This is a genomic window from Pseudomonas sp. MYb193, from assembly GCF_002966775.1.
GTDB classification, from domain to species: domain Bacteria; phylum Pseudomonadota; class Gammaproteobacteria; order Pseudomonadales; family Pseudomonadaceae; genus Aquipseudomonas; species Aquipseudomonas paracarnis.
Window position 1 is genome coordinate 4,946,067 of record NZ_CP023269.1, and the last position, 21,635, is coordinate 4,967,701.

Here is a 21,635-nt window from a genome sequence, read left to right on the forward strand (position 1 = left end):
GCGAAGGCATGCAGGTGCAGTTCCGTGAAATCGACCAGGTCGCCACCGCGTCGAACGAAATGAGCGCCACCGCCCACGACGTGGCCAACAGCGCCTCCAATGCCGCCAGCGCGGCACGCGGTGCCGACCAGTCGGCCCGCGAAGGCATGTCGATCATTGAGCAGAGCACCCGCGATATCACCACCCTGGCCGACGAAGTCAGCAAAGCCGTGGGCGAAGTCGAAGCCCTGGCGGTCAACAGCGAGCAAATCGGTTCAGTGCTGGAGGTGATCCGCAGCATTGCCGAACAGACCAACCTGCTGGCGTTGAATGCGGCGATTGAAGCGGCACGCGCCGGGGAAAGCGGACGTGGTTTTGCGGTGGTGGCCGACGAGGTGCGCAACCTGGCCAAACGCACCCAGGACTCGGTGGAAGAAATCCGCCTGGTGATCGAGCGTATCCAGAGCGGCACCCGTGGCGTCGTGGCGACCATGCACTCCAGCCAGCACCAGGCGCAGAGCAATGCCGGGCAGATCCATCAAGCTGTGCAAGCCCTGGGCAAGATCAGCGACGCGGTCACGGTGATCAGCGACATGAACCTGCAAATCGCCAGCGCGGCCGAACAGCAGAGCGCGGTGGCCGAAGAGGTCAACCGCAACGTCTCGGCGATTCGCACCGTGACTGAAACCCTCACGGGTCAGGCCACCGAGTCGGCGGCGATCAGCAGCCAGCTCAATGCGCTGGCCAGCCAGCAGATGAAGTTGATGGATCAGTTCAGGGTCTGACTCGGTTCTGAAAACACTAAACATCTGGGTGGGAGCCGGGCTTGCCCGCGATGCTGACAACTCGGTGTATCTGTGAAACCGAGTCGATGCCATCGCAGGCAAGCCAGCTCCCACATAGAGCAGAACAGTGGTGAATTACCGGCCGGGCCAGGCCTGGACGAACGGCGTCAGGTCTTCCTTCGGCGCCGTACGCGGCGGGTTCTGCGGCGTGCCCAGGTAGAGAAAGCCAATCACTTCTTCATTCGCCGCCAACCCCAGGCCTTTAGCGACATGGGCTGAGTAGGACAATTCGCCGGTACGCCACACCGCACCAATACCCTGGGCGTACGCCGCCAGCAGAATGCCGTGGGCCGCACAGGCGGCGGCCAGCAATTGCTCGGACTTGGGCACTTTGAAATGCTCTTGCACACGTGCAATCACCACCACCACCAGCGGCGCACGCAGCGGACCGTTCTGGGCCTTGTCGATGGCGGCTTGCGGTGCGTCGGCATCCTGCAGGCGAGCCGCTTCGGCCAACAGCGTGCCCATCTGTTCACGGGCGCAGCCTTCCACGGTAAGGAAACGCCACGGGCGCAGTTGACCGTGGTCGGGCGCGCGCATGGCGGCGGCGAACAGCAGGTCGCGCTGCTCCTGGGTCGGTGCCGGGTCGAGCAAACGGGGCACGGAAACACGGTTGAGCAAAGCGTCGAGAGCCTGCATTGGCCACCTCCATAAAAAAATGTGCAGTCATTCTAGCGGGAAAGAATCGGGATGCCACCAAACGATAATTGCTCTTATTCAATCTGCCCTGCCCTGTTAGACTTTGCGCCTTAATTTTCTGCCCTCGTCCAGGAATCTCGATGTTCCGTGCGCTTTTGTACCTGCCTGCAGCGTTGATGGCTTTAAGCCTGACTGCTTGCGATGACGCCCCTCGCTTCACGAAAGCAGAGCCGGGTGAATCGCGGGCCGGTGGCGCGGCGACGGTAACCAAGCGCGACCAGAACGCCTTTTCCCTGCCCTCGGCCAACCTGGCGCCGACGCGGCGCCTGGACTTCAGCGTCGGCAACAGTTTCTTTCGCAACCCGTGGGTGATTGCGCCGTCCACCACCACGGCGCGCGATGGCCTGGGCCCGCTGTTCAATACCAACGCCTGCCAGAACTGCCATATCAAGGATGGCCGTGGCCACCCGCCACTGCCCGACGCACCCAATGCCGTGTCGATGCTGGTGCGCCTGTCCATCCATCCCTCTATTACAGAGCAGCCCGCCTACGCCAAGCTCATCGAACAGATCGGCGTGGTACCCGAGCCGGTCTACGGCGGGCAACTCCAGGACATGGCCGTGCCCGGCGTTGCGCCGGAAGGCAAAGTGCGGGTCGACTACACACCGGTCAACGTCAGGTTCAAGGACGGCACGCTCGTTGAATTACGCAAGCCCGACCTGCAGATCACCCAACTCGGCTACGGCCCGATGCACCCCGACACACGCTTCTCGGCGCGTATCGCCCCGCCGATGATCGGCCTGGGCCTGCTCGAAGCGATCAGCGATGCCGATATCCTGCGCAACACCGACCCCAAGACCGCCGACAAAGAGGCCATCGTGGGCCGCGCCAATTGGGTCTGGGATGACGCTCAGGCCAAAACTGTCCTCGGGCGTTTTGGCTGGAAAGCCGGGCAGCCCAACCTCAATCAACAAAACGTTCACGCGTTTTCTGGTGATATGGGCCTCACCACGTCCCTGAGACCCTTCGATGACTGCACCGACGCCCAAGTGGCCTGCAAGCAGGCGCCCAACGGCAATGGCCCGCAGGGTGAACCGGAAGTCAGCGATAACATTCTGCGCCTGGTGCTGTTCTACACCCGCAACCTCGCGGTGCCCGCACGCAGGGACGTTGATACGCCGCAAGTGCTGGCCGGCAAGAACCTGTTCTACCAGGCCGGTTGCCAAGGCTGTCACAAGCCCAGCTTCACCACCGCCGCCAATGCCGCCGAACCTGAACTGGCCAACCAGTTGATCCGCCCTTACAGCGACCTGCTGCTGCACGATATGGGCGAAGGCCTGGCCGACAACCGTAGCGAATTCAAAGCCACCGGCCGCGACTGGCGCACCCCGCCGCTGTGGGGTATCGGCCTGACGCAAACCGTGAGTGGCCACACCCAGTTCCTGCATGACGGCCGCGCCCGCAACCTGCTTGAAGCCGTGCTGTGGCATGGCGGTGAAGCTCAAGCGGCGCAGCAACATGTGTTGTCGTTCAATGCCGAGCAGCGTGCCGCGTTGCTGGCGTTCCTGAATTCTTTATAAGCTTTGCCCCACTTACAGAAGGGAGCTCGACATGTTTCGTCCCAAGTTGTTGTTCACCAGCCTCGCCGCCCTGGCCTTGGGTGCCTGCTCGCCCCAAGACCCGCAAGCAGTGACCTCGGCAGCCATCGCCAAGCAAGTGATCCTGCCGACCTACAGCCGCTGGGTTGAGGCCGACCGTCAGTTGGCCGTCAGCGCCCTGGCCTACTGCCAAGGCAAGGAAAGCCTGGACACCGCCCGCGCTGACTTCCTGCACGCACAAAAAGCCTGGGCCGAGTTGCAACCGCTGCTGATCGGCCCGCTGGCCGAAGGCAACCGGGCGTGGCAGGTGCAGTTCTGGCCAGACAAGAAGAACCTGGTCGGCCGCCAGGTCGAGCAACTGGTCAGTGCCCAGCCGCAGATCGACGCCGCGGCCCTGGCGAAATCCAGCGTGGTGGTGCAGGGCCTGTCGGCCTACGAATACATCCTCTACGACGCCAAGCCCGACGTCGCCGACGAGGCCCAGAAAGCCCGCTATTGCCCGTTGCTGATGGCTATCGGCGAGCGCCAGAAAGTCCTGGCCGAAGAGATCCTGGCCAGCTGGAACAGCACCGACGGCATGCTCGCGCAGATGACCAAGTTTCCGAACCAGCGCTACGCTGATTCCCACGAAGCCATCGCCGACCTGCTGCGCGTGCAAGTGACCGCCCTGGACACCCTGAAGAAAAAACTCGGCACCCCAATGGGCCGCCAGACCAAGGGCATCCCGCAACCGTTCCAGGCCGATGCCTGGCGCAGCCAGTCGTCCCTGCAGAGCCTGGAAGCCAGCCTCGCCGCGGCTCAGACCGTGTGGGTAGGCGTCGATAACAAAGGCCTGCGGGGCCTGCTGCCGGCGGACCAGAAGCCCCTGGCCGAGAAAATCGACGCCGCCTACGCAGCGTCGCTGAAACTGTTCGCCAGCAACCAGCGCACCCTCAACGAATTGTTGAACGACGCCGCCGGGCGCCAGCAACTCAACGACATCTATGACAGCCTCAACGTAGTCCACCGCCTGCATGAAGGTGAACTGGCCAAGGCGCTGGGCGTACAACTGGGCTTTAACGCCAACGACGGTGACTGATGATGCTCAGGCGACAGGCTTTGGCGGTGGGCAGCGTGCTGCTCAGCGCTATCACTTTGGGTGGCTGGACGCTGTTCAAGCACAAAGACAAAGGCCCGCTGCTGCTGTCGGCGCGCGATGATGCCGACGGCAAGCACTACGCTGTCGGCTATCGCCTGGACGGCAAGCCGGTATTTGCAACCCAGGTCGGCCAGCGCTGCCATGACATCATCAACCACCCGACGTTGCCGATTGCGTTGTTCGTCGCCCGTCGACCAGGCACCGAGAGTTACCTGATCGACCTGCGCGATGGCAGACTGCTGCAAACCATCACTTCCAACGCCAACCGCCATTTCTATGGCCATGCGGTGATCCACAAGAGCGGTGACTGGCTGTACGCCACCGAGAACGACACCTCCGACCCTGGCCGCGGCCTGTTGGGTGTGTATAAGTTTGAAGGTGAGCGGCTGGTGCACAGCGGCGAGATATCTACCCACGGCATCGGCCCGCATCAAGTCTCGTGGATGCCCGACGGCGAGACGCTGATCGTGGCCAACGGTGGCATTCGTACCGAAGCCGAAAGCCGGGTAGAGATGAACCTCAATGCCATGGAGCCGAGCCTGGTGCTGATGCGGCGCGACGGCAGCCTGATCAGCAAGGAAACCCTGGCCCAGCAGATGAACAGCGTGCGGCACATGGGCATCGCCAGCGATGGCACCATCCTCACCGGGCAACAGTTCATGGGCCCGTCCCAAGAGCGTTCCGAGTTGCTGGCGATCAAGCGACCGGGGCAGCCGTTCGTGGCGTTCCCGGTGGCTGACGAACAGTTGCAGGCGATGGGACATTACACCGCCAGCGTGGCGGTGCACAGCGAACTGCGCCTGGTGGCGTTGACAGCACCTCGTGGCAATCGCTTTTTTATCTGGGACATGGACACCGCCGAACTGCGCCTGGATGGGCCCTTGCCTGACTGTGCGGGGGTGGGTGCGGTGGCGGATGGGTTTGTGGTGACATCCGGCCAGGGCCGTTGCCGCTTCTATGACTGCCGCCAGGAAAAGTTACTGGCCACACCACTGGAGTTACCGGCGGGGTTCTGGGATAACCACCTGCACTTGGTCTAAAGACCGACGACATCAAAATGTGGGAGCGGGCTTGCCCGCGAAGGCGGTGGATCAGTCGACACCTTCAGTGACTGACACTGCCCCTTCGCGAGCAAGCCCGCTCCCACAAGGTCAATCGTTTCAACTTTGCGGCCTCATCGCTTGAGACATGCCGAACATGAATAACAGCAATTCATGGTCGGGCTTGGCCGCCACACTCGTCTTGGCAATGCGTGGCAGCAGGCATTGCCCGCCACCGTCTACCGCACTCAACACTTGTGTACGAGGTTGTTCCCATACCGCCAGGGCCAGGGCTGCAACACCCAATGCCCCGACCAGAAACAAACCTCGTGCTATTTCTAGCTTCATCTGGTTAAACCCTTGATAGCGCTGCCAAACGCCGTCTCGTAAAAGTAGCTGAGTTTTTTCCAGTCGGTATCATTCCACGACGAATGGCGACGCAATTGCAGCATGTCGTGGGACGCGGCCCGATAAGCGGTCAGGCGCTGGCGGCATTTCTCAAAGTCCAGCAAGGCCACTTCCACAGTCGCCGCATCAGGCTCACCGGTAACCCGCACGAAAATGTGCTTGATATACAGGCAACCGTGTTGCCAGCGGCCTTTGTGCATACGGGCCAAGGTGCCGGCCAACTCTTGCAGCAGGCGCTCGTGGACCGCCTCGCCATACTGTTCGCGGCCACCGGCGGCGTACCAGTTTTCAATCTCGTCGAAACCGTCCAGGGACGCGGTGACCAACAGGGCTTTCCATTGGTGCTCCGGGTCGCGACGTGCTTCGCAAAACACCAGTTCCGGCACACGCACATCCAGCAAACGCAGGCCTTTGAGGGCATCGCGTTCACGCAGCACGGTCGGACGTCCAAAGGGGTGCAGCCAGCTGCGGTAAATGTGGCCGGTCTGGCGCTTGCAATAGAGCAAACGGCCGTTAGGACTTATGACCCGTTGCACGCCACTTTCACCACCACGTCGGCGGTTGGGTTCTTCCACCCATTCACCTTGCTGACGCCAGAAAAAATCAAATCGTTCTTCGGGAGCTACATGACTGCCTACTACGCACTCAACTGCCATCCTGTTACCTCTTGCGCAATACATACACTCGCCACATGGCGTAGAGCGGTATGAAGTCCAGGGATTCCTGAACACGGAAACCGGCCTGCTCGAATTCTGCCTCGACAGTAGCAGCCGGTAACACAAACCGGTTTTGGTAACCGTCTTGCTCACCTTTTTTGCGACGACGCACTTCGCTGCGCTTGCGCTTCCAGGCCTTGAAATTGCCGTCTACCCACAGCGAAATAATCACGCTGTCGCGGGTAACACGTTGAAACTCGCGCAGTATTGTCAGCCTGTGCTCTGGCTCACCGATGTGGTGCATCAAGCGCATACAAAAAATACTGTCGACGGAGTTATCTGGCAAATCGATATCAAAGGCAGACGTCTGCAAAGGGCGTACCCGTTTCACCACCTCTGCCGGTTGGGCAGCGGTGGCGATCTTCAACATCGACGCCGAATTGTCAGCTCCGATAATCACACGGTTGGGTTTTTCGGCCAGCAACGGCCAGAAACGTCCAGCACCACACGGCAGGTCCAACACCAGCCCCGGCTCGCCGGCCATGGCCAGCGCACCGCGCGCCAACTGCTCGTCGCGTTTGTGGGACAACCGGCGAGCCAGATTGTCCTGATGCTTGAGCAAATATTTCTGCGCGTGTTGATCGTCGTACTTGTCAGAAAATTCCAGCTTGATCGGGGAAGGCATCTTACGTCTCCAGTAACTGATGCCTACGACCTTAAGCAACGAACTGTGATCAACAGGTCAACTCGTTGTGAAAATCTTGTCCTGTCCAATTGCATACATTTCAAGACTTTACAGAAACAATCAGTAGCACCGGGCCATCTTCGCCGAAAAGCAGGCAGTCTGCATCCGCAAAGCGACAGACTGAAAGGTCAGGTTTTGACTGGGTTGAGCTCCACATGAAAACGGCAGCCATTGGGCTCCATGGTGCTCAGGCTTACGCTCCAGCCCTGGCTTTCGCAGATCCGCTGCACCAGTGACAGGCCGAGGCCAAGGCCCTCGCCACGCTTCTCGCTACCGCGCACGAACGGCTCGAACATCGCTTCGCGCTTCTCTTCGGGGATGCCGACACCGGAGTCCTCCACCGTGAAACCACTGAGCTCCAGGGTCAGGCGGATAAACCCTTGCTCGGTGTAATGCAGTGCGTTGCGCAGCAGGTTGCCCATCACCGCATGCAAGAAGGTGGTGTTGTAGCAGGTGTCCAGCGGGTTGCCTGGCAGGTAGATCAACGTCAGGCCTTTTTTCTCGATGGGCTCGCGCCAGATACCGAGCAGGTCTTCGGCCACCTGGGTGAGGTTGCCTTGGGGCGAACTGGCGGCGTCGTCGTGTTTGGCGCGGGCCAGCATCAGGAAGGTTTGCACCAGCTCGCGCATTTCTTCACAGGCACGGGCAATGCGCTCTACCTGGTTGCGACCGCGCTGATCGATGGCTGGGTTTTCGCGCAACAGTTCGCAGGAGCTGGCCAGGACCATCAAGGGCGTGCGCAACTCATGGCTCACATCGCTGGTAAACAATTGCTCACGTGACAGCGCCTGGCGTAAACGCCCCAGGGTAGCGTCGAACGCCACCGCCAGCTCGCCCACTTCATCGGCGGCGTAATCCGGCGCCAAGGGCGGTGCCAGGCCCAACAGTTGGTCACGATGACGGACCTGGCGGGCCAGGCGCACCACTGGCGCCATCACCTTGCGTGCCAGCACCCAGCCGAGGAACGCCGCCAGCGCCAGGCTGAGTACGAACCCCACCAGCACCACCGCAAACAGCACACGCTCACGCTCTTCGAAATCACTCTGGTCTTGCAGCAACACATAACGCCGGCCATCGACTACTTCAACCATGGCGTGGTACGACAGCGCCTCGCGAAACACCTCATGGAACCCCGGGTCCAGATGGCGCAGATCCTTGGGCAGTTCAAAATCGCCACGCCCGCCGCTGAAATAGAACAGCTGGTCCGGCTCTGGTCGGTGGCTCCAGTCTTCAACGCTGTCCATCAGCAACAGGCGCTGCAGGTCACCGCCCAGGCCAGCCGAGATCAATTTCTCCTCCACCAGGTGCACCGTCGCGATGATGCCGATGGCGAAGGCCCCCGCCACCAACGCACTCATCAAGGCGAAGGCGATGATGATGCGTTGGGCAAGGCTTTGCTTAAACTCCATCACGACCCTCGGCCAGGCGATAACCCACACCGTGCACCGTTTGCAGTAGCGGTTTGGCGAAGGGCTTGTCGATCACTTGGCGCAATTGATGAACGTGGCTGCGCAGGCTGTCGCTGTCCGGGCAATCGTCGCCCCACAGGGCTTCTTCGAGAATTTCCCGGCGCAGAACGTGCGGGCTTTTCTGCATCAGCACGGCGAGCAGTTTCAGGCCCACGGGGTTGAGCTTGAGCAAGCGCCCTTCGCGGGTGACTTCCAGCGTATCGAGGTCGTAGTTCAGGTCACCCACTTGCAGGGCCCGACGCCCGCCGCCCTGGGCACGGCGCAACACCGCTTCGATACGCGCAGCCAGTTCCGACAAGGCGAAGGGTTTGAGCAGGTAGTCATCGGCGCCGGACTTGAAGCCCTGCAGCCGGTCGTCCAGTTGGTCGCGAGCGGTAAGCATGATCACCGGTGTGTCGCGGCGCGCGTCTTCGCGCAGGCGTTTGCACAGAGTGTAGCCATCGATGCCGGGCAACATGATGTCGAGCACGATCAGGTCGTAATGCTCGGTGGCTGCCAAGTGCAGGCCCGACAAACCGTCCTGCGCACAGTCCACTGTGTAGCCTTTGAGCCCCAGGTAATCGGCCAGGTTGGCGAGGATATCGCGGTTGTCTTCAACCAATAGAATTCGCATGGGCAGTGTCTCCGTACGCGGTAACGGCCGTGTTGGCTCGCGCAGCTTAAGGCCAAGCGGGGCTCAGGGATAGAGCGCAGAGCCCCGCCGATAAAGCTTTTCAACTGTTTTTAGAGCCAAACAAGTTTTTCACTATAGCTTCACAAACTGACTACAGCCTCAGGAAGAAGATCGCCCCCCATTGATCTAAGGAACATAGACATGGGTTTTTTCAAAACCGCGCCAATGCGTTATTTGCTGTTGATCACCGGTGCCTGGTTAGTGGTTTTCCTGCTCACCCGCAGTGTGCTGCTCATCACTCACCTGGATGAAGTCGGCGGCAACCTGCTGCCGGTGTTTGGCGTGGGTGTGCTCTACGACCTGGCCTTCCTCGCCTATGCAGCCTTGCCGCTTGGCCTGTATTTGCTGCTCTGCCCGCCAGCCCTGTGGCGCCGCCGTGGCCATCGCTGGTTCCTGCAAGCGGTGCTGACCGTCAGCCTGTTCGCCATGCTGTTCACCTCGGTGGCCGAATGGTTGTTCTGGGATGAGTTTGGCGTGCGCTTCAACTTCATTGCCGTCGATTACCTGGTGTACTCCGATGAGGTACTGAACAACCTGCTGGAGTCTTACCCGATCGGCAAGCTGCTGAGCCTGCTGGCAATGCTGGCGCTGATTCTGAGCGTGGCTCTGCGCAAACCCTTCAATGCCGCGATGGCAGCGCCATTGCCTCCACTGCGTGGCCGTGTGATCAACGCCCTGGGCCTGCTGGTGCTCGCCGGCCTCAGCCTGCAACTGGTCAGCCAGGACAGCCCGCGCACCCAAGGCGGCAACGCGTACAACAACGAATTGGCCAGCAACGGCCCCTATCAGTTCTTTGCCGCGTTCCGTAACAACGAACTGGACTACACCCAGTTCTATAAAAGCCTGCCGACCGACGTCGTCGCCAAGCAGTTGCGAGCCGAACTGAGTGAACCCAACGCCCGCTTTGTCGACCAGGACCCGCTGGATATTCGCCGTGCCATCGCCAACCCCGGCACACTGCGCAAGCCCAACATCGTACTGGTGACCATCGAAAGCTTCAGCGCCAAGTACATGGGCAGCAATGGCGATGCGCGCAACCTCACGCCCAATCTGGATGCGTTGCGCCAACAGAGCCTGTACTTCAATAACTTCTACGCCACCGGTACGCGCACCGACCGCGGCCTGGAAGCCATTACCCTGGCAGTCCCGCCGACGCCGGGGCGTTCGATCGTCAAACGCATCGGCCGCGAAAGCGGGTTCGCCAGCTTGGGGCAACAGCTCTCGGCCATCGGTTATGACAGCGTGTTTGTCTATGGCGGGCGCGGTTACTTCGACAATATGAACGCGTTCTTCAGCGGCAACGGCTATCGGGTGGTGGACCAGAGCAGCGTGCCCGAGTCAGATATCTCGTTCAAAAACGCCTGGGGCATGGCCGACGAAGACCTGTTCAAACAGACCTTGAAACTGGCTGACGCCGACTACGCCAAGCAACAGCCGTTCTTGCTGCAACTGATGACCACCTCCAACCATCGTCCCTACACCTACCCGGACGGGCGTATCGACATCAAGTCCGGCAAGGGCCGCGACGGCGCGGTGAAATACACCGACTACGCCATCGGCCAGTTCCTTGAGGCAGCGCGCCAGAAGCCGTGGTTCGATAACACGATCTTCGTGTTCGTCGCCGACCACACCGCCGGCAGCGCGGGCAAGGAAGACCTGCCTATCACCAACTACCAGATCCCGCTGTTTATCTACGCGCCCAAGCTGATCGACGCACGGGAGTCCGCCCAACTGGCCAGCCAGATCGACCTGGCGCCAACCTTGTTGGGCCTGCTCAACCTGAGCTACGAATCGACATTCTTTGGCCGCAACCTGCTGCAAGACAACCCATTACCTCCACGGGTGGTGGTGGGCAATTACCAGCACCTGGGTCTGTTTGATGGCAAGGACCTGGCAATCCTCAGCCCGCGCCAAGGCTTGCGTCGCCACGACCAGGCCCTGGGCGAGAGCCAGGAGCTGCGCGTCGGTAGCGATGACCCCTTGATTCAACGGGCGGTCACCTACTACCAGGCCGCCAGTTATGACTACAAACAGCAACTGCTGAGCTGGAAAGCGCCCAAGGAAGAGGCTCCAGTCTTAAGCAAACGCTAATCAAAAAGCCCCGCGCAGGTGAGCGTGGGGCTTTTTTACCAAGGTTCGAGATGAAATCCCCCTCCTCTTTACCGGTTTCCAAACCGCTTGATTTTTGGCTGTGCCTGGGCCTGCCTGCCAGCGCTGCAGTGGCCATGCTGTTACTGGAGCTAACGTCACTGGACATGGACCTGGCCAGGCATTTCTACAGCGCGGAGGCTGGCGGCTTTATTGGCCGCTATAGCTTCTTCCTTGAAGACATCCTGCATGACCGTGCCAAGCAACTGGTGATCCTGTTTTCGGTGCTGGCGATTCTGGGCCTGGTCGGCAGCTTCATCCTGCAGCGACTCAAGCCGTACCGCCGTGAACTGGTGTGCCTGGTGCTGTCGCTGGGAATGGCGACGGCGTTCGTGTCGCCATTGAAAACCATCACCGCCGTGCAATGCCCCTGGAGCCTCAAGGAATTCGGCGGCCAGGAAACCTACAGTGAACTGCTCAGCCCGCGCCCACCTACCGATAAACCCGGCCGTTGCTGGCCCGGCGGACATGCCGCCACCGGGTTCGCCTTGTTCGCCTGGTTCTTTGCCCTGCGGGATCGACGGCCGCGGCTGGCGCGCTACGCGTTCATCTTTGCCGTCAGCCTGGGCAGCGTGTTTTCAGTCAGCCGTATGCTGCAAGGGGCGCATTTCTTTTCCCACAATGTGTGGACAGCGATCTTTTGCTGGCTGATCTGCCTGGGGCTGTATTGCTTGTTGCTGTACCGGCCTTCACGGCAAGCCGTAATGCCGATCAGTTAAGCGAATGCAACGAAGATCCAATGTGGGAGCTGGCTTGCCTGCGATTGGCATAGGTATCTACATAACTCTGTTAGCTCAACGGTAACCACGATGCGAAGCGAGCTGCTCTTGATCTTGATCTGCTTTTGATCTTAGGCGCCCCGTTAAACCACGCTGGCCGGAATTCGACAGGGATTTGGGGGGTAAACCGGCAGGGATGCCGGTTTAGCCGCCCCGCGCCATGGATGGCGCGTGGCGGCGGCCCCCCAAATCACTGGCGGATTACGGGCACACCGAGCCTAAGCGAGGTGCCGAGTGGTGGGGCAAGAGCGCTTTGCTTACTTTTGTCTGGGCCGGCATTCCGGCTTTTCGAAAGTGAGCCGCCGTCAGGGCGGAACCCTAAGTGGCCGTTACCGCAGGAATGGATATCTACACGGTCCAACTGTGTTGACTGTCAGGCCGTCTTCGCAGGCAAGCCAGCTCCCACATTGGATCGCGGGGCATCAGTTATATCTGTGTCGGCTGCCAGGCCGTCACGGGAGCAAGCTCCCTCGCCACAGATTTAGCGTCGTGCCGAAGTTGTGTAGATACCTATGCTGCGATTGGCCATAAGTATCGACACAACTTTGTAGCGGTCGACGGCAACCACAACCCCGATAACCACGCTGGCCGAACACAGGCTTGAATTCGTGGGTAACCCTACAGGATGCAGGGTTAGCCGCTGTCAGGGCAGACCCCTAGATAGCCGTTGCCTAAATAACGGATATGAACTCGCCCTGATCCAACATTCCTGCAGGCTGGCAGGCCGTCTTCGCAGGCAAGCCAGCTCCCACATTTTGACCGCGGCGCATCAGTTAGATAAGCGTGGCTGTCAGGCCGCCGTCGGGTAGATACAGCCGCTCATAAAAAAGCCCCGCCTGCATCACTGCAGACGGGGCTTTTTATAGTGCCGGGTAAGGCTGGCTTACATCATGCCGCCCATGCCACCCATGCCGCCCATATCTGGCATACCGCCGCCAGCTGCGCCTTCGGCCTTCGGCTCGTCAGCGATTGCGGCTTCAGTGGTCAGGATCAGGCCACCGATGGAGGCTGCTGCCTGCAGCGCGGAACGAGTCACCTTGGTAGGGTCCAGGATGCCCATTTCGATCATGTCGCCGTAGACGCCAGTCGCAGCGTTGTAACCGTAGTTACCTTTGCCGTTCTTGACTTCGTTGACCACAACGCTTGGCTCGTCGCCGGAGTTGGCAGCGATCTGGCGCAGCGGTGCTTCAACAGCACGACGCAGCACAGCGATACCGACGTTCTGGTCGGCGTTTTCGCCGGTCAGGTTAGTCAGCGCTTCCAGAGCACGAATCAGCGCAACGCCACCGCCAGGTACCACGCCTTCTTCAACGGCTGCACGGGTTGCGTGCAGGGCGTCTTCAACGCGGGCCTTCTTCTCTTTCATTTCAACTTCGGAACCAGCGCCAACCTTGATCACTGCAACGCCGCCGGACAGCTTGGCCAGGCGTTCTTGCAGTTTTTCACGGTCGTAATCCGAGGAAGTTTCGGCAACCTGTGCACGGATCTGTGCGATACGGGACTCGATGTCGCCTTCAACGCCAGCACCGTCAACGATGATGGTGTTTTCCTTGGAGATGGTCACGCGCTTGGCGCTACCCAGGTTTTCCAGGGTGGCGCTTTCCAGGCTCAGGCCGATCTCTTCGGAGATAACGGTACCGCCGGTCAATACGGCGATGTCCTGCAGCATGGCCTTGCGACGGTCGCCGAAGCCTGGAGCCTTGACGGCTGCAACCTTGACGATGCCACGCATGTTGTTCACTACCAGAGTCGCCAGGGCTTCGCCTTCAACGTCTTCGGAAACGATCAGCAATGGGCGGCCGGCTTTGGCAACGGCTTCCAGTACTGGCAGCATTTCGCGGATGTTGGAGATCTTCTTGTCGACCAGCAGGATCAGCGGGTTGTCCAGCTCGGCAACCATGGTCTCTGGCTTGTTGACGAAGTAAGGAGACAGGTAGCCACGGTCGAACTGCATGCCTTCTACAACCGACAGTTCGTTTTCCAGGCCCGAGCCTTCTTCAACGGTGATCACGCCTTCTTTACCGACTTTTTCCATGGCTTCGGCAATGATGTCACCGATGGAACTGTCGGAGTTGGCGGAGATGGTGCCTACCTGAGCGATGGCCTTGGTGTCGGCGCATGGCTTGGACAGGTTTTTCAGCTCGGCAACGATGGCGACGGTCGCCTTGTCGATGCCACGCTTGAGGTCCATAGGGTTCATGCCGGCAGCAACGGCCTTGTAGCCCTCGTTGACGATCGCCTGAGCCAGTACGGTAGCAGTGGTGGTGCCGTCGCCTGCGTCATCGTTGGCACGGGAGGCAACGTCTTTGACCAGCTGCGCGCCCATGTTCTCGAAACGGTCTTTCAGTTCGATTTCTTTGGCGACGGAAACGCCGTCCTTGGTGATGGTCGGAGCGCCGAAGCTCTTCTCGATGATCACGTTACGGCCTTTCGGGCCCAGGGTCGCTTTTACCGCGTCAGCCAGGACGTTAACGCCTTTGAGCATTTTTTTACGGGCGGAATCGCCAAACAGAACTTCTTTAGCAGCCATGATCGATATTCCTTAAATACTTTGTAGTAACGGGAAAATTAGCGAGGAAATCAGTCTTCCAGAATGGCGAGAATTTCGCTCTCACCCATGACCAGCAGGTCTTCGCCGTCTACTTTCACAGTGTTGCTACCGGAGTAAGGGCCGAAAACAACCTTGTCACCCACTTTCACGGCCAGTGCGCGTACATCACCGTTCTCCAGGGTTTTGCCTGGGCCAGCAGCGACGATTACACCGTGGTTGGCTTTTTCAGCAGCCGAACCTGGCAGAACGATCCCGCCAGCGGTTTTCTTTTCTTCTTCGCTGCGACGGATTACGACGCGGTCGTGCAGAGGACGAAGCTTCATTGTCGATCTCTCCTAATTGTGTTTTTCATCGGCCGGTGTCAATTCCGGCGGGTTAAATTCCGGCGGTGCCGGTCGCGGCTCGCTGGGCGAGACGCGGAAGTCTGTCTGATGTCACCACCAGAAACCTTGCGGTGACCGTTACATAAGGGCGCCCAGGCTTATTACAAGGGGCCGGGGATGAAATTTTTTGTGTCGGCTCAAGGGTAAATGCAACACGGCACCCGAAGGTGCCGTGCCGGTGAAGCGGTTATTTGTTGTCGCGGTGTTCGAACTCGCCTTCGATCACATCACCTTCACGCCCCAGGGGTTGGCGCGGAGCCGGACCGCCACGGGGTTGCAGGTCATCGGCGAACGCACGCTGGCGCATGGCGGCCCCTTCAGCACGCTGGCGCATTTTGCCGGCCAGCAGCTTGCGGGTGAATGGCAGCAACAGCACCAGGCCAAGCACGTCGCTGATAAAGCCCGGCAGGATCAGCAAGCCACCGGCCAGGGCCATCATCAGGCCCTCAAGCATGGTCTGGGCCGGCAGTTCGCCGCGGTTCAGGCTTTCACGGGCACGCAGCGCGGTCGCCAGGCCGGCGACACGCAGCACCAGGACGCCGAGCATGGAGCCTACGATGATCAGCAACAGCGCGGGGAAAAACCCGATCGCACCGCTGACTTTAACGAATACGAACAGCTCCAGCACCGGGAACAGCAGAAAGAGCAATAAAAAAGGGCGCATCAAATGGTTCCTCAACGCAAGAATGCCTTGCCAGTCCACCTTAGATGACGTCGCCGTTGTGTAAATTCAAGCGTCAACCGTGGTTTTTTTCGGCCACGCCTCGGCGTGAGCCAATGAAACCAGGGCTTCGCGTACTTGTGTCGGTGTGTTGCAAGGCGTCTCGAAAGATAACCAGTGCAAGGATTGGCCGATACGCAAGTGCATGCCTTCGCTGTCGATGCCGGCCAGTTGTGCTGGCTCGCTGGTCGGCAAACCGCCGAGGTCGACGTAATGGGCGATGGCCTTGGTGTGATCACTGTTCATGTGCTCGATCATGCTGCGCTCGGCCTTGCCCGCAAACGGGTTGGCCAAGGTCAACTGGTCGACCCAATGGATCGCGCCAAACCCACCGATATAACGGTGGCGCACCGGTTTAAGCACCCAGAAATCGAAATCGTGGGCCTTGTGGTAGTTGGCCGAATCAGGGAAGTAGCGGTAGTAGCGCTCGGCCGCAGCTTCGATGGCGGCGGCGTCTTCAAGCTTCTCGGCTTCGGCCAGGTAGGTCAGGCGCCCCACGGCTTGCACATCATCGGCCTCGCGCTCACCCACCAACAGCGAACACTTGGGATCTTTTTGCAGGTTATGGGTGTGCTGGGCAATGCGGCTGATCAGGATCAGCGGGCGGCCCTGCTCGTCCAGGCAGTAGGGCACCACCGAGCCAAAGGGAAAGCCGGGCATGGCTTTGGACTGTGTGGCGAGCGCCCCACGGTATTCCTTGAGCAACAGCTCTCGGGCGTTCTTGGCAACCTGCGTGCTCAATAGATGACTCCTCGGGTGTTCCGCGGCCCATGGCATATGGGAATGGATCTCAACACAAGGTAATCAATATCTGCGCAGGTTGCCAGAGTGGCCGACGCAGCTTTTACCAGGCCACACCGAAGCCGGCGGTGTAGCGAGTCTTGCTCAGGCTGCTCTCGGAACTGCCGCTGACCTCGTTGCGCTCAGCCTTCAAGTTGAGCGAGGCCCACTCGGTGACCTTGTAGCGCAAGCCCATTTCCGCATCCAGGGAATACTCGGCCGGCCCGGCAAGGGGTTTGCCCAATTCGCCGTTGGTGAAGAACTCGACGGTCTTGCCCACCAGGTAGCGGTTGTAGTTCCACTTCATAGCCAGGGAATAGAAGTTGTCCTTGCCGCCGTCGGCATATTCATAATCGGTGCGGTTGACCAGCGAACCGAGGGAGAACGCCCCCAGTTCATCGTCCCAGAACTGATAGCCAGGACCAGTACCGACAACGCGCTGGCGAGCCAGGTCTTCGACCTTGTCGCGCTTGTAGGTCAGGCGGCCCTGCCAGAACCAGTGCTCGGTGATGAAGCGGTCCAGGTTGTACTCCAGCGCCCAGTTATCGGTGGTGGTGACGTCGTCCTGGAACTCGCGGTTGTATTCGCCCTTGCCCGTATGACGCCACTGGCCGTGACGGGCCGAGGTCTTGAAGTCGATGTCGTAGTCGTTGGTGTCTTTGTCCGCGCGCTTGTAGTCCAGCGCCAGGTCGACGTTGCCCTTCCACACCAGGTCTTCGATCACGGGCTTGGGCTTCATGATCTGTTGGATACTTGCCAGTTCCACCGTCTTGGGCGCCTCGCCATTGGCCAGCACCACCTTGCCGTCATCCGATGCCTGCAAGGACTTGGCCTTTTCACCGCTGTAGGCGTCCTGCTTGACCAGCAGTTCCTGGTCGCTTTCCAGGGTTTTGACCTGTTTCCAGTCCACCGGAATGGAGCCTGCGTAGTCGGTTTGGATCAGCAACTTGCCACCGTCGAAGACTTTGATCTTGCCGGTGAGCCGGTCACCGTTTTTCAACCAGACGGTATCGGCGAGCAAGGGCGTGGAAGCACTGAAAACAGCAAGGCACAACAGGGTTCTGGACAACATAAGCAAGTACGGGACTCGGGGTTGGCGAAAATAAGGGGCGTTATAGTGTTACATGGCTAGAACTGACTCAAGGATTTATATTGAGTTCAATACTCATCGTCATGTTTACAGACGTTTCTGACAAAACAACGACGATCTCAACGGATATACCCACAGTGATCCTACCCGCCGATACACCACAAAGCCCCGCCGAGATGCGCCGCACCGCCCTCTACCTGACGTTGTCGCAGGTGCCCGAAGGCTGCGTGGTGAGTTACGGCGAGCTGGCCCACCTGGCCGGTTTGGGGCGGGCTGCACGCTGGGTCGGGCGCACCCTGAGCCAGTTGCCGCAAGACACGCGGTTGCCCTGGCATCGGGTGCTGGCTGCCGGTGGTCGGATAAGTTTGCCGGTGGGCAGTGCCTCGGGTGACGAACAACGTGCGCGTTTACGTAGCGAAGGCGTCACCATCCTGAACAATCGTGTTGATATTCAGCGTCATGGCTGGCGCCCGGTAGAGCACAGCGGTTAGAGTGCGCGCTTTGTTTCCGCAAATCTGAGGCAGACTCCAGCCCATGCCCCGTAAAACCTGGCGCGCCGCGCTCGCCGCCTATGCCAGCCCTTCGACGTTAGTGCTGTTGTTGCTCGGTTTCGCCGCCGGCATGCCTTACATGTTGGTGTTTTCGACGCTTTCGGTGTGGCTGCGTGAAGCCGGTGTGGCCCGCGAGACCATTGGCTATGCGAGCCTGATCGGCCTGGCCTACGCCTTCAAATGGGTCTGGTCGCCGCTGCTCGACCAATGGCGCCTGCCGTTGCTTGGCAAACTGGGGCGACGTCGCTCCTGGCTGGTGCTGGCCCAATCGCTGGTGATCCTCGGATTGATCGGCATGGGCTTTTGTGACCCGCAAAAACACCTGTCCTGGTTGATCGCCATTGCGGTGGTCGTCGCCTTCGCGTCGGCCACGCAAGACATCGCCGTGGATGCCTACCGCCTGGAAATCGCCGACGACAGCCGTCAGGCCGCCCTGGCGGCAAGCTACATGTCCGGTTATCGCATCGCCGCCCTGCTGGCCACGGCCGGTGCGCTGTTCTTTGCCGAAGGCTTTGGTTCCACCGGCTTCAACTATAAACACTCGGCCTGGACCGGCACTTATGTGCTGTTCGGCGTGTTGATGGTGCCGGCGTTACTCACCACCTTCCTCATGCGCGAACCTGATGTGCCGCTGCGCACCCAGTTGCAGGCCGGGCGCTACAGTTTCGCGCACCAGTTGGTGTCGGTGTTTGTGCTGATCGTGCTGTTGGTCTCGGTGCCGGCGATGTTCACTCAGCTTTACAACACCGACTTCGCCAGCGTGCTGTTTCAGGGCGTGAGCCTGTGGGAACTGCTGATGGAAGACCGCGCGTTCCTGCGCGCCATCCTCTATATCATCCTCACTACCCTGTGCCTTTCAGCCATGGGCCGCCGGGGCCTGGCGCCCGTGCTCACGCCGGTCAACGACTTTATCCTGCGCTACCGTTGGCAGGCGCTGCTGCTGCTTGGGCTGATTGCCACCTATCGCATGTCCGACACGGTGATGGGCGTCATGGCCAACGTGTTCTATATCGACCAGGGTTTCACCAAGGACCAGATCGCCGGGGTGAGCAAGATCTTCGGCCTGATCATGACCCTGCTCGGCGCCGGCATGGGCGGCCTGTTGATCGTGCGGTTCGGGATACTGCCGATCCTGTTCATCGGCGGCGTGGCCTCGGCCGGTACCAACCTGCTGTTCGTGATGCTCGCCGACATGGGCCCCGACCTGCAGATGTTGATCGTCACCATCTCCCTGGACAACTTCAGTTCGGGCATGGCCACTTCGGCGTTCGTGGCGTACCTGTCGAGCCTCACCAACCTCAAGTTCTCCGCCACCCAATATGCGCTGCTCAGTTCGATCATGCTGTTGCTGCCGCGTTTGATCGGCGGCTATTCAGGGGTGATGGTGGAGAAGTTCGGTTATCACAACTTCTTTATGATCACCTGCCTGCTGGGTGTGCCGACGCTGCTCCTGATTGCGCTGCACTGGTTCCAGGAGAACCGCCGCGCCCGACTGAATCCCCCGCCGGAAGACTGATACGACTCGGTCAATGTGGGAGCTGGCTTGCCTGCGATAGCGATGGTGAACCCAACGCCGCTATCGCAGGCAAGCCAGCTCCCACACAAGCGACGGTTACGACAGATACACCCAGCTACCTCACGCCTGTACTCCGGCGACAAGCGCCCGTACAATCCCAAGTCATTTCAAGTCCAAGCAACCGACAACGGCCTACCATGCGTACCAGTCAATATTTGCTCGCCACACAGAAAGAAACGCCTTCCGACGCGGTTGTAATCAGCCATCAGTTGATGCTGCGCGCCGGCATGATCCGCAAACTGGCCTCGGGCCTGTACACCTGGTTGCCCATGGGCTTGAAGGTGATGCGCAAGGTCGAAGCCATCGTTCGTGAAGAAATGAACGCGGCCGGCTCTCTGGAAGTGTTGATGCCGAGCACCCAACCGGCTGAGTTGTGGCAGGAATCCGGGCGCTGGGAAGAATACGGCCCTGAGTTGCTGCGCTTCAAGGACCGTCATGGCCGCGATTTCTGCGCCGGCCCGACCCATGAAGAAGTCATCACCGACCTGATGCGCAACGAGTTGAGCAGCTATAAGCAGTTGCCGCTGAACCTGTATCAGATCCAGACCAAGTTCCGTGATGAGATCCGCCCACGCTTCGGTCTGATGCGTGGCCGCGAGTTCATCATGAAGGACGCCTATTCGTTCCACGCCGACCAGGCTTCCCTGCAAGCGACCTACGACCGCATGCACCAGGCCTACTGCAACGTGTTCACGCGCCTGGGCCTGAAGTTCCGCCCGGTTGAAGCGGACAACGGCTCCATCGGCGGTGCCGGCTCCCACGAATTCCACGTGCTGGCCGAGTCCGGCGAAGACGATATCGTGTTCAGCAACGGTTCCGACTACGCGGCGAACATCGAGAAGGCCGAAGCCATACCACGTGAAACCTCGCGCCCTGCTCCCACCGAGGAGCTGCGCCTGGTCGACACGCCAGACACCAAGACCATCGCGGCCCTGGTGGAGAAATTCAATCTGCCGATTGAAAAGACCATCAAGACCCTGATCGTGCGCGCCGAAGAAGAAGGCAAGCTGATCGCCCTGGTGATCCGTGGCGACCACGAGCTCAACGAAATCAAGGCCGCCCAGCAACCTGGCGTGGCCAGCCCGCTGGTCATGGCCACCGATGCCGAACTGCGCGACGCCATTGGCGCCGGTGCCGGCTCCCTGGGCCCGCTGAACCTGCCGCTGCCGATCATCATCGACCGTTCGGTCGAGCTGATGAGCGACTTCGGTATCGGCGCAAACATCGACGACAAGCACTACTTCGGCGTGAACTGGGAGCGTGACCTGCCGGTTCCGACCGTGGCCGACCTGCGCAACGTCGTGGCCGGCGACCCGAGCCCGGATGGCAAGGGCACCCTGGAGATCAAGCGCGGCATCGAAGTCGGGCACATCTTCCAGCTGGGCAACAAGTACAGCAAGGCGATGAAGTGCGAAGTACTGGGTGAGAACGGCAAGCCGATCACCCTGGACATGGGCTGCTACGGCATTGGCGTATCCCGCGTGGTTGCTGCTGCCATCGAGCAGAACAACGACGAGAAAGGCATCATCTGGAGTGACGCCCTGGCGCCGTTCCAGGTAGCCCTGGTGCCACTGCGCTATGAAACCGAGCAAGTACGCGAAGCCACCGACAAACTGTACGCGGAACTGACCGCTGCCGGTTTTGAAGTGCTGCTCGATGACCGCGACAAGAAAACCAGCCCGGGCATCAAGTTCGCCGACATGGAACTGATTGGCATCCCGCACCGGATCGTGGTCAGTGACCGCGGCCTGGCCGATGGCAATCTGGAATACAAGAGCCGGACCGAAGCCGAAGCCCAACCGTTGCCGGTGGCTGACGTGCTGTCTTTCCTCCAGGCGCGTATTCGTCGCTGAAAACCAGATCAAG

The 21,635-nt window shown here is 60.1% G+C and carries 20 protein-coding genes; 9 read left to right on the top strand and 11 right to left on the bottom strand.

Features of this window, described 5'->3' with window-relative positions; translation table 11 throughout:
- Positions 1 to 8: 8 nt before the first annotated feature.
- Positions 9 to 764 (top strand): methyl-accepting chemotaxis protein, encoded by a 756-nt coding sequence (locus CLM72_RS29650; protein ID WP_370706227.1) that lies wholly within the window; start codon positions 9 to 11, stop codon positions 762 to 764.
- A 135-nt stretch (positions 765 to 899) separates the two neighbouring features.
- Here CLM72_RS29650 and CLM72_RS22590 read toward each other — a convergent pair whose 3' ends face one another.
- Positions 900 to 1,463 carry an NAD(P)H nitroreductase gene (locus tag CLM72_RS22590; RefSeq protein WP_034128618.1) on the bottom strand — a complete coding sequence of 188 codons (564 nt, stop codon included), beginning with the start codon at positions 1,461 to 1,463 and terminating at the stop codon, positions 900 to 902.
- Positions 1,464 to 1,603: 140 nt separating this feature from the next.
- Here CLM72_RS22590 and CLM72_RS22595 point away from each other — a divergent pair, with 140 nt between their 5' ends.
- The 3 genes from CLM72_RS22595 to CLM72_RS22605 are packed head-to-tail and all read left to right on the top strand — an operon-like array spanning position 1,604 to position 5,239.
- Entirely contained in the window at positions 1,604 to 3,043 is a 1,440-nt protein-coding gene (locus CLM72_RS22595; protein WP_105228266.1) for a di-heme oxidoredictase family protein, read from the top strand.
- Between the two features lie 31 nt (positions 3,044 to 3,074).
- Positions 3,075 to 4,139 (top strand): imelysin family protein, encoded by a 1,065-nt coding sequence (locus CLM72_RS22600; protein ID WP_105228268.1) that lies wholly within the window; start codon positions 3,075 to 3,077, stop codon positions 4,137 to 4,139.
- Between the two features lie 2 nt (positions 4,140 to 4,141).
- Positions 4,142 to 5,239, top strand: a complete 1,098-nt coding sequence (locus CLM72_RS22605) for a DUF1513 domain-containing protein (RefSeq protein WP_032902721.1) — start codon at positions 4,142 to 4,144, stop codon at positions 5,237 to 5,239.
- A gap of 120 nt (positions 5,240 to 5,359) precedes the next feature.
- On the opposite strand, the gene CLM72_RS22610 is transcribed toward CLM72_RS22605, so the two are convergent.
- The 5 genes from CLM72_RS22610 to colR form a co-directional block, all read right to left on the bottom strand.
- Complete coding sequence (locus CLM72_RS22610; protein ID WP_003193932.1) at positions 5,360 to 5,587, bottom strand: hypothetical protein; 228 nt, start codon at positions 5,585 to 5,587, stop codon at positions 5,360 to 5,362.
- Positions 5,584 to 6,303, bottom strand: coding sequence for a lipopolysaccharide kinase InaA family protein (locus tag CLM72_RS22615; RefSeq protein WP_019817333.1), 720 nt, complete (start codon positions 6,301 to 6,303; stop codon positions 5,584 to 5,586). The genes CLM72_RS22610 and CLM72_RS22615 overlap by 4 nt, the downstream gene beginning before the upstream one ends.
- 4 nt (positions 6,304 to 6,307) lie before the next feature.
- Entirely contained in the window at positions 6,308 to 6,988 is a 681-nt protein-coding gene (locus tag CLM72_RS22620) for a class I SAM-dependent methyltransferase (protein ID WP_105228270.1), read from the bottom strand.
- Between the two features lie 188 nt (positions 6,989 to 7,176).
- Positions 7,177 to 8,457 (bottom strand): HAMP domain-containing sensor histidine kinase, encoded by a 1,281-nt coding sequence (locus CLM72_RS22625; protein ID WP_105228272.1) that lies wholly within the window; start codon positions 8,455 to 8,457, stop codon positions 7,177 to 7,179.
- Positions 8,447 to 9,130, bottom strand: coding sequence for a two-component system response regulator ColR (colR, locus tag CLM72_RS22630; RefSeq protein WP_003208587.1), 684 nt, complete (start codon positions 9,128 to 9,130; stop codon positions 8,447 to 8,449). Before colR ends, CLM72_RS22625 begins: the two co-directional genes overlap by 11 nt.
- A 201-nt stretch (positions 9,131 to 9,331) precedes the next feature.
- Between colR and CLM72_RS22635 the strand changes: the two genes are divergently transcribed.
- Both CLM72_RS22635 and CLM72_RS22640 read left to right on the top strand, forming a co-directional pair.
- Positions 9,332 to 11,281, top strand: a complete 1,950-nt coding sequence (locus CLM72_RS22635; protein ID WP_105228274.1) for an LTA synthase family protein — start codon at positions 9,332 to 9,334, stop codon at positions 11,279 to 11,281.
- A gap of 50 nt (positions 11,282 to 11,331) precedes the next feature.
- Positions 11,332 to 12,057 carry a phosphatase PAP2 family protein gene (locus tag CLM72_RS22640; protein WP_105228276.1) on the top strand — a complete coding sequence of 242 codons (726 nt, stop codon included), beginning with the start codon at positions 11,332 to 11,334 and terminating at the stop codon, positions 12,055 to 12,057.
- Between the two features lie 943 nt (positions 12,058 to 13,000).
- On the opposite strand, the gene groL is transcribed toward CLM72_RS22640, so the two are convergent.
- The 5 genes from groL to CLM72_RS22670 all read right to left on the bottom strand — a co-directional run bounded on the left by groL (position 13,001) and on the right by CLM72_RS22670 (position 17,624).
- Positions 13,001 to 14,647: a chaperonin GroEL gene (groL, locus tag CLM72_RS22650; protein ID WP_105228278.1), complete on the bottom strand. Its 1,647-nt coding sequence runs from the start codon at positions 14,645 to 14,647 to the stop codon at positions 13,001 to 13,003.
- 50 nt (positions 14,648 to 14,697) lie between these two features.
- Positions 14,698 to 14,991, bottom strand: a complete 294-nt coding sequence (locus CLM72_RS22655; protein ID WP_105228280.1) for a co-chaperone GroES — start codon at positions 14,989 to 14,991, stop codon at positions 14,698 to 14,700.
- Positions 14,992 to 15,238: 247 nt separating this feature from the next.
- Positions 15,239 to 15,715: an FxsA family protein gene (locus CLM72_RS22660; protein WP_105228282.1), complete on the bottom strand. Its 477-nt coding sequence runs from the start codon at positions 15,713 to 15,715 to the stop codon at positions 15,239 to 15,241.
- Between the two features lie 66 nt (positions 15,716 to 15,781).
- A complete protein-coding gene (locus CLM72_RS22665; RefSeq protein WP_105228284.1) occupies positions 15,782 to 16,513 on the bottom strand; it encodes a HugZ family protein in 732 nt (243 codons plus the stop codon).
- A gap of 103 nt (positions 16,514 to 16,616) precedes the next feature.
- Positions 16,617 to 17,624, bottom strand: a complete 1,008-nt coding sequence (locus CLM72_RS22670; RefSeq protein WP_105228286.1) for a DUF481 domain-containing protein — start codon at positions 17,622 to 17,624, stop codon at positions 16,617 to 16,619.
- A 194-nt stretch (positions 17,625 to 17,818) separates the two neighbouring features.
- Between CLM72_RS22670 and CLM72_RS22675 the strand changes: the two genes are divergently transcribed.
- The 3 genes from CLM72_RS22675 to CLM72_RS22685 all read left to right on the top strand — a co-directional run bounded on the left by CLM72_RS22675 (position 17,819) and on the right by CLM72_RS22685 (position 21,622).
- The gene (locus CLM72_RS22675; RefSeq protein WP_054897670.1) at positions 17,819 to 18,133 is read left to right on the top strand and encodes an MGMT family protein; all 315 of its coding nucleotides are present in this window, start codon (positions 17,819 to 17,821) and stop codon (positions 18,131 to 18,133) included.
- Between the two features lie 43 nt (positions 18,134 to 18,176).
- Complete coding sequence (locus CLM72_RS22680) at positions 18,177 to 19,709, top strand: AmpG family muropeptide MFS transporter (RefSeq protein ID WP_105228288.1); 1,533 nt, start codon at positions 18,177 to 18,179, stop codon at positions 19,707 to 19,709.
- A 197-nt stretch (positions 19,710 to 19,906) separates the two neighbouring features.
- Entirely contained in the window at positions 19,907 to 21,622 is a 1,716-nt protein-coding gene (locus CLM72_RS22685) for a proline--tRNA ligase (RefSeq protein ID WP_034128629.1), read from the top strand.
- Positions 21,623 to 21,635 lie beyond the last annotated feature (13 nt).

Coding starts and splice junctions, on each gene's coding strand:
- CLM72_RS22655 (WP_105228280.1), bottom strand. CDS start 14,991: ATGAAGCTTCGTCCTCTGCACGACCGCGTCGTAATCCGTCGCAGCGAA.
- CLM72_RS22610 (WP_003193932.1), bottom strand. CDS start 5,587: ATGAAGCTAGAAATAGCACGAGGTTTGTTTCTGGTCGGGGCATTGGGT.
- CLM72_RS22640 (WP_105228276.1), top strand. CDS start 11,332: ATGAAATCCCCCTCCTCTTTACCGGTTTCCAAACCGCTTGATTTTTGG.
- CLM72_RS22680 (WP_105228288.1), top strand. CDS start 18,177: ATGCCCCGTAAAACCTGGCGCGCCGCGCTCGCCGCCTATGCCAGCCCT.
- CLM72_RS29650 (WP_370706227.1), top strand. CDS start 9: ATGCAGGTGCAGTTCCGTGAAATCGACCAGGTCGCCACCGCGTCGAAC.
- CLM72_RS22620 (WP_105228270.1), bottom strand. CDS start 6,988: ATGCCTTCCCCGATCAAGCTGGAATTTTCTGACAAGTACGACGATCAA.
- CLM72_RS22590 (WP_034128618.1), bottom strand. CDS start 1,463: ATGCAGGCTCTCGACGCTTTGCTCAACCGTGTTTCCGTGCCCCGTTTG.
- colR (WP_003208587.1), bottom strand. CDS start 9,130: ATGCGAATTCTATTGGTTGAAGACAACCGCGATATCCTCGCCAACCTG.
- CLM72_RS22675 (WP_054897670.1), top strand. CDS start 17,819: ATGCGCCGCACCGCCCTCTACCTGACGTTGTCGCAGGTGCCCGAAGGC.
- CLM72_RS22600 (WP_105228268.1), top strand. CDS start 3,075: ATGTTTCGTCCCAAGTTGTTGTTCACCAGCCTCGCCGCCCTGGCCTTG.
- CLM72_RS22595 (WP_105228266.1), top strand. CDS start 1,604: ATGTTCCGTGCGCTTTTGTACCTGCCTGCAGCGTTGATGGCTTTAAGC.
- CLM72_RS22625 (WP_105228272.1), bottom strand. CDS start 8,457: ATGGAGTTTAAGCAAAGCCTTGCCCAACGCATCATCATCGCCTTCGCC.
- CLM72_RS22685 (WP_034128629.1), top strand. CDS start 19,907: ATGCGTACCAGTCAATATTTGCTCGCCACACAGAAAGAAACGCCTTCC.
- CLM72_RS22615 (WP_019817333.1), bottom strand. CDS start 6,303: ATGGCAGTTGAGTGCGTAGTAGGCAGTCATGTAGCTCCCGAAGAACGA.
- CLM72_RS22605 (WP_032902721.1), top strand. CDS start 4,142: ATGCTCAGGCGACAGGCTTTGGCGGTGGGCAGCGTGCTGCTCAGCGCT.
- CLM72_RS22670 (WP_105228286.1), bottom strand. CDS start 17,624: ATGTTGTCCAGAACCCTGTTGTGCCTTGCTGTTTTCAGTGCTTCCACG.
- groL (WP_105228278.1), bottom strand. CDS start 14,647: ATGGCTGCTAAAGAAGTTCTGTTTGGCGATTCCGCCCGTAAAAAAATG.
- CLM72_RS22660 (WP_105228282.1), bottom strand. CDS start 15,715: ATGCGCCCTTTTTTATTGCTCTTTCTGCTGTTCCCGGTGCTGGAGCTG.
- CLM72_RS22635 (WP_105228274.1), top strand. CDS start 9,332: ATGGGTTTTTTCAAAACCGCGCCAATGCGTTATTTGCTGTTGATCACC.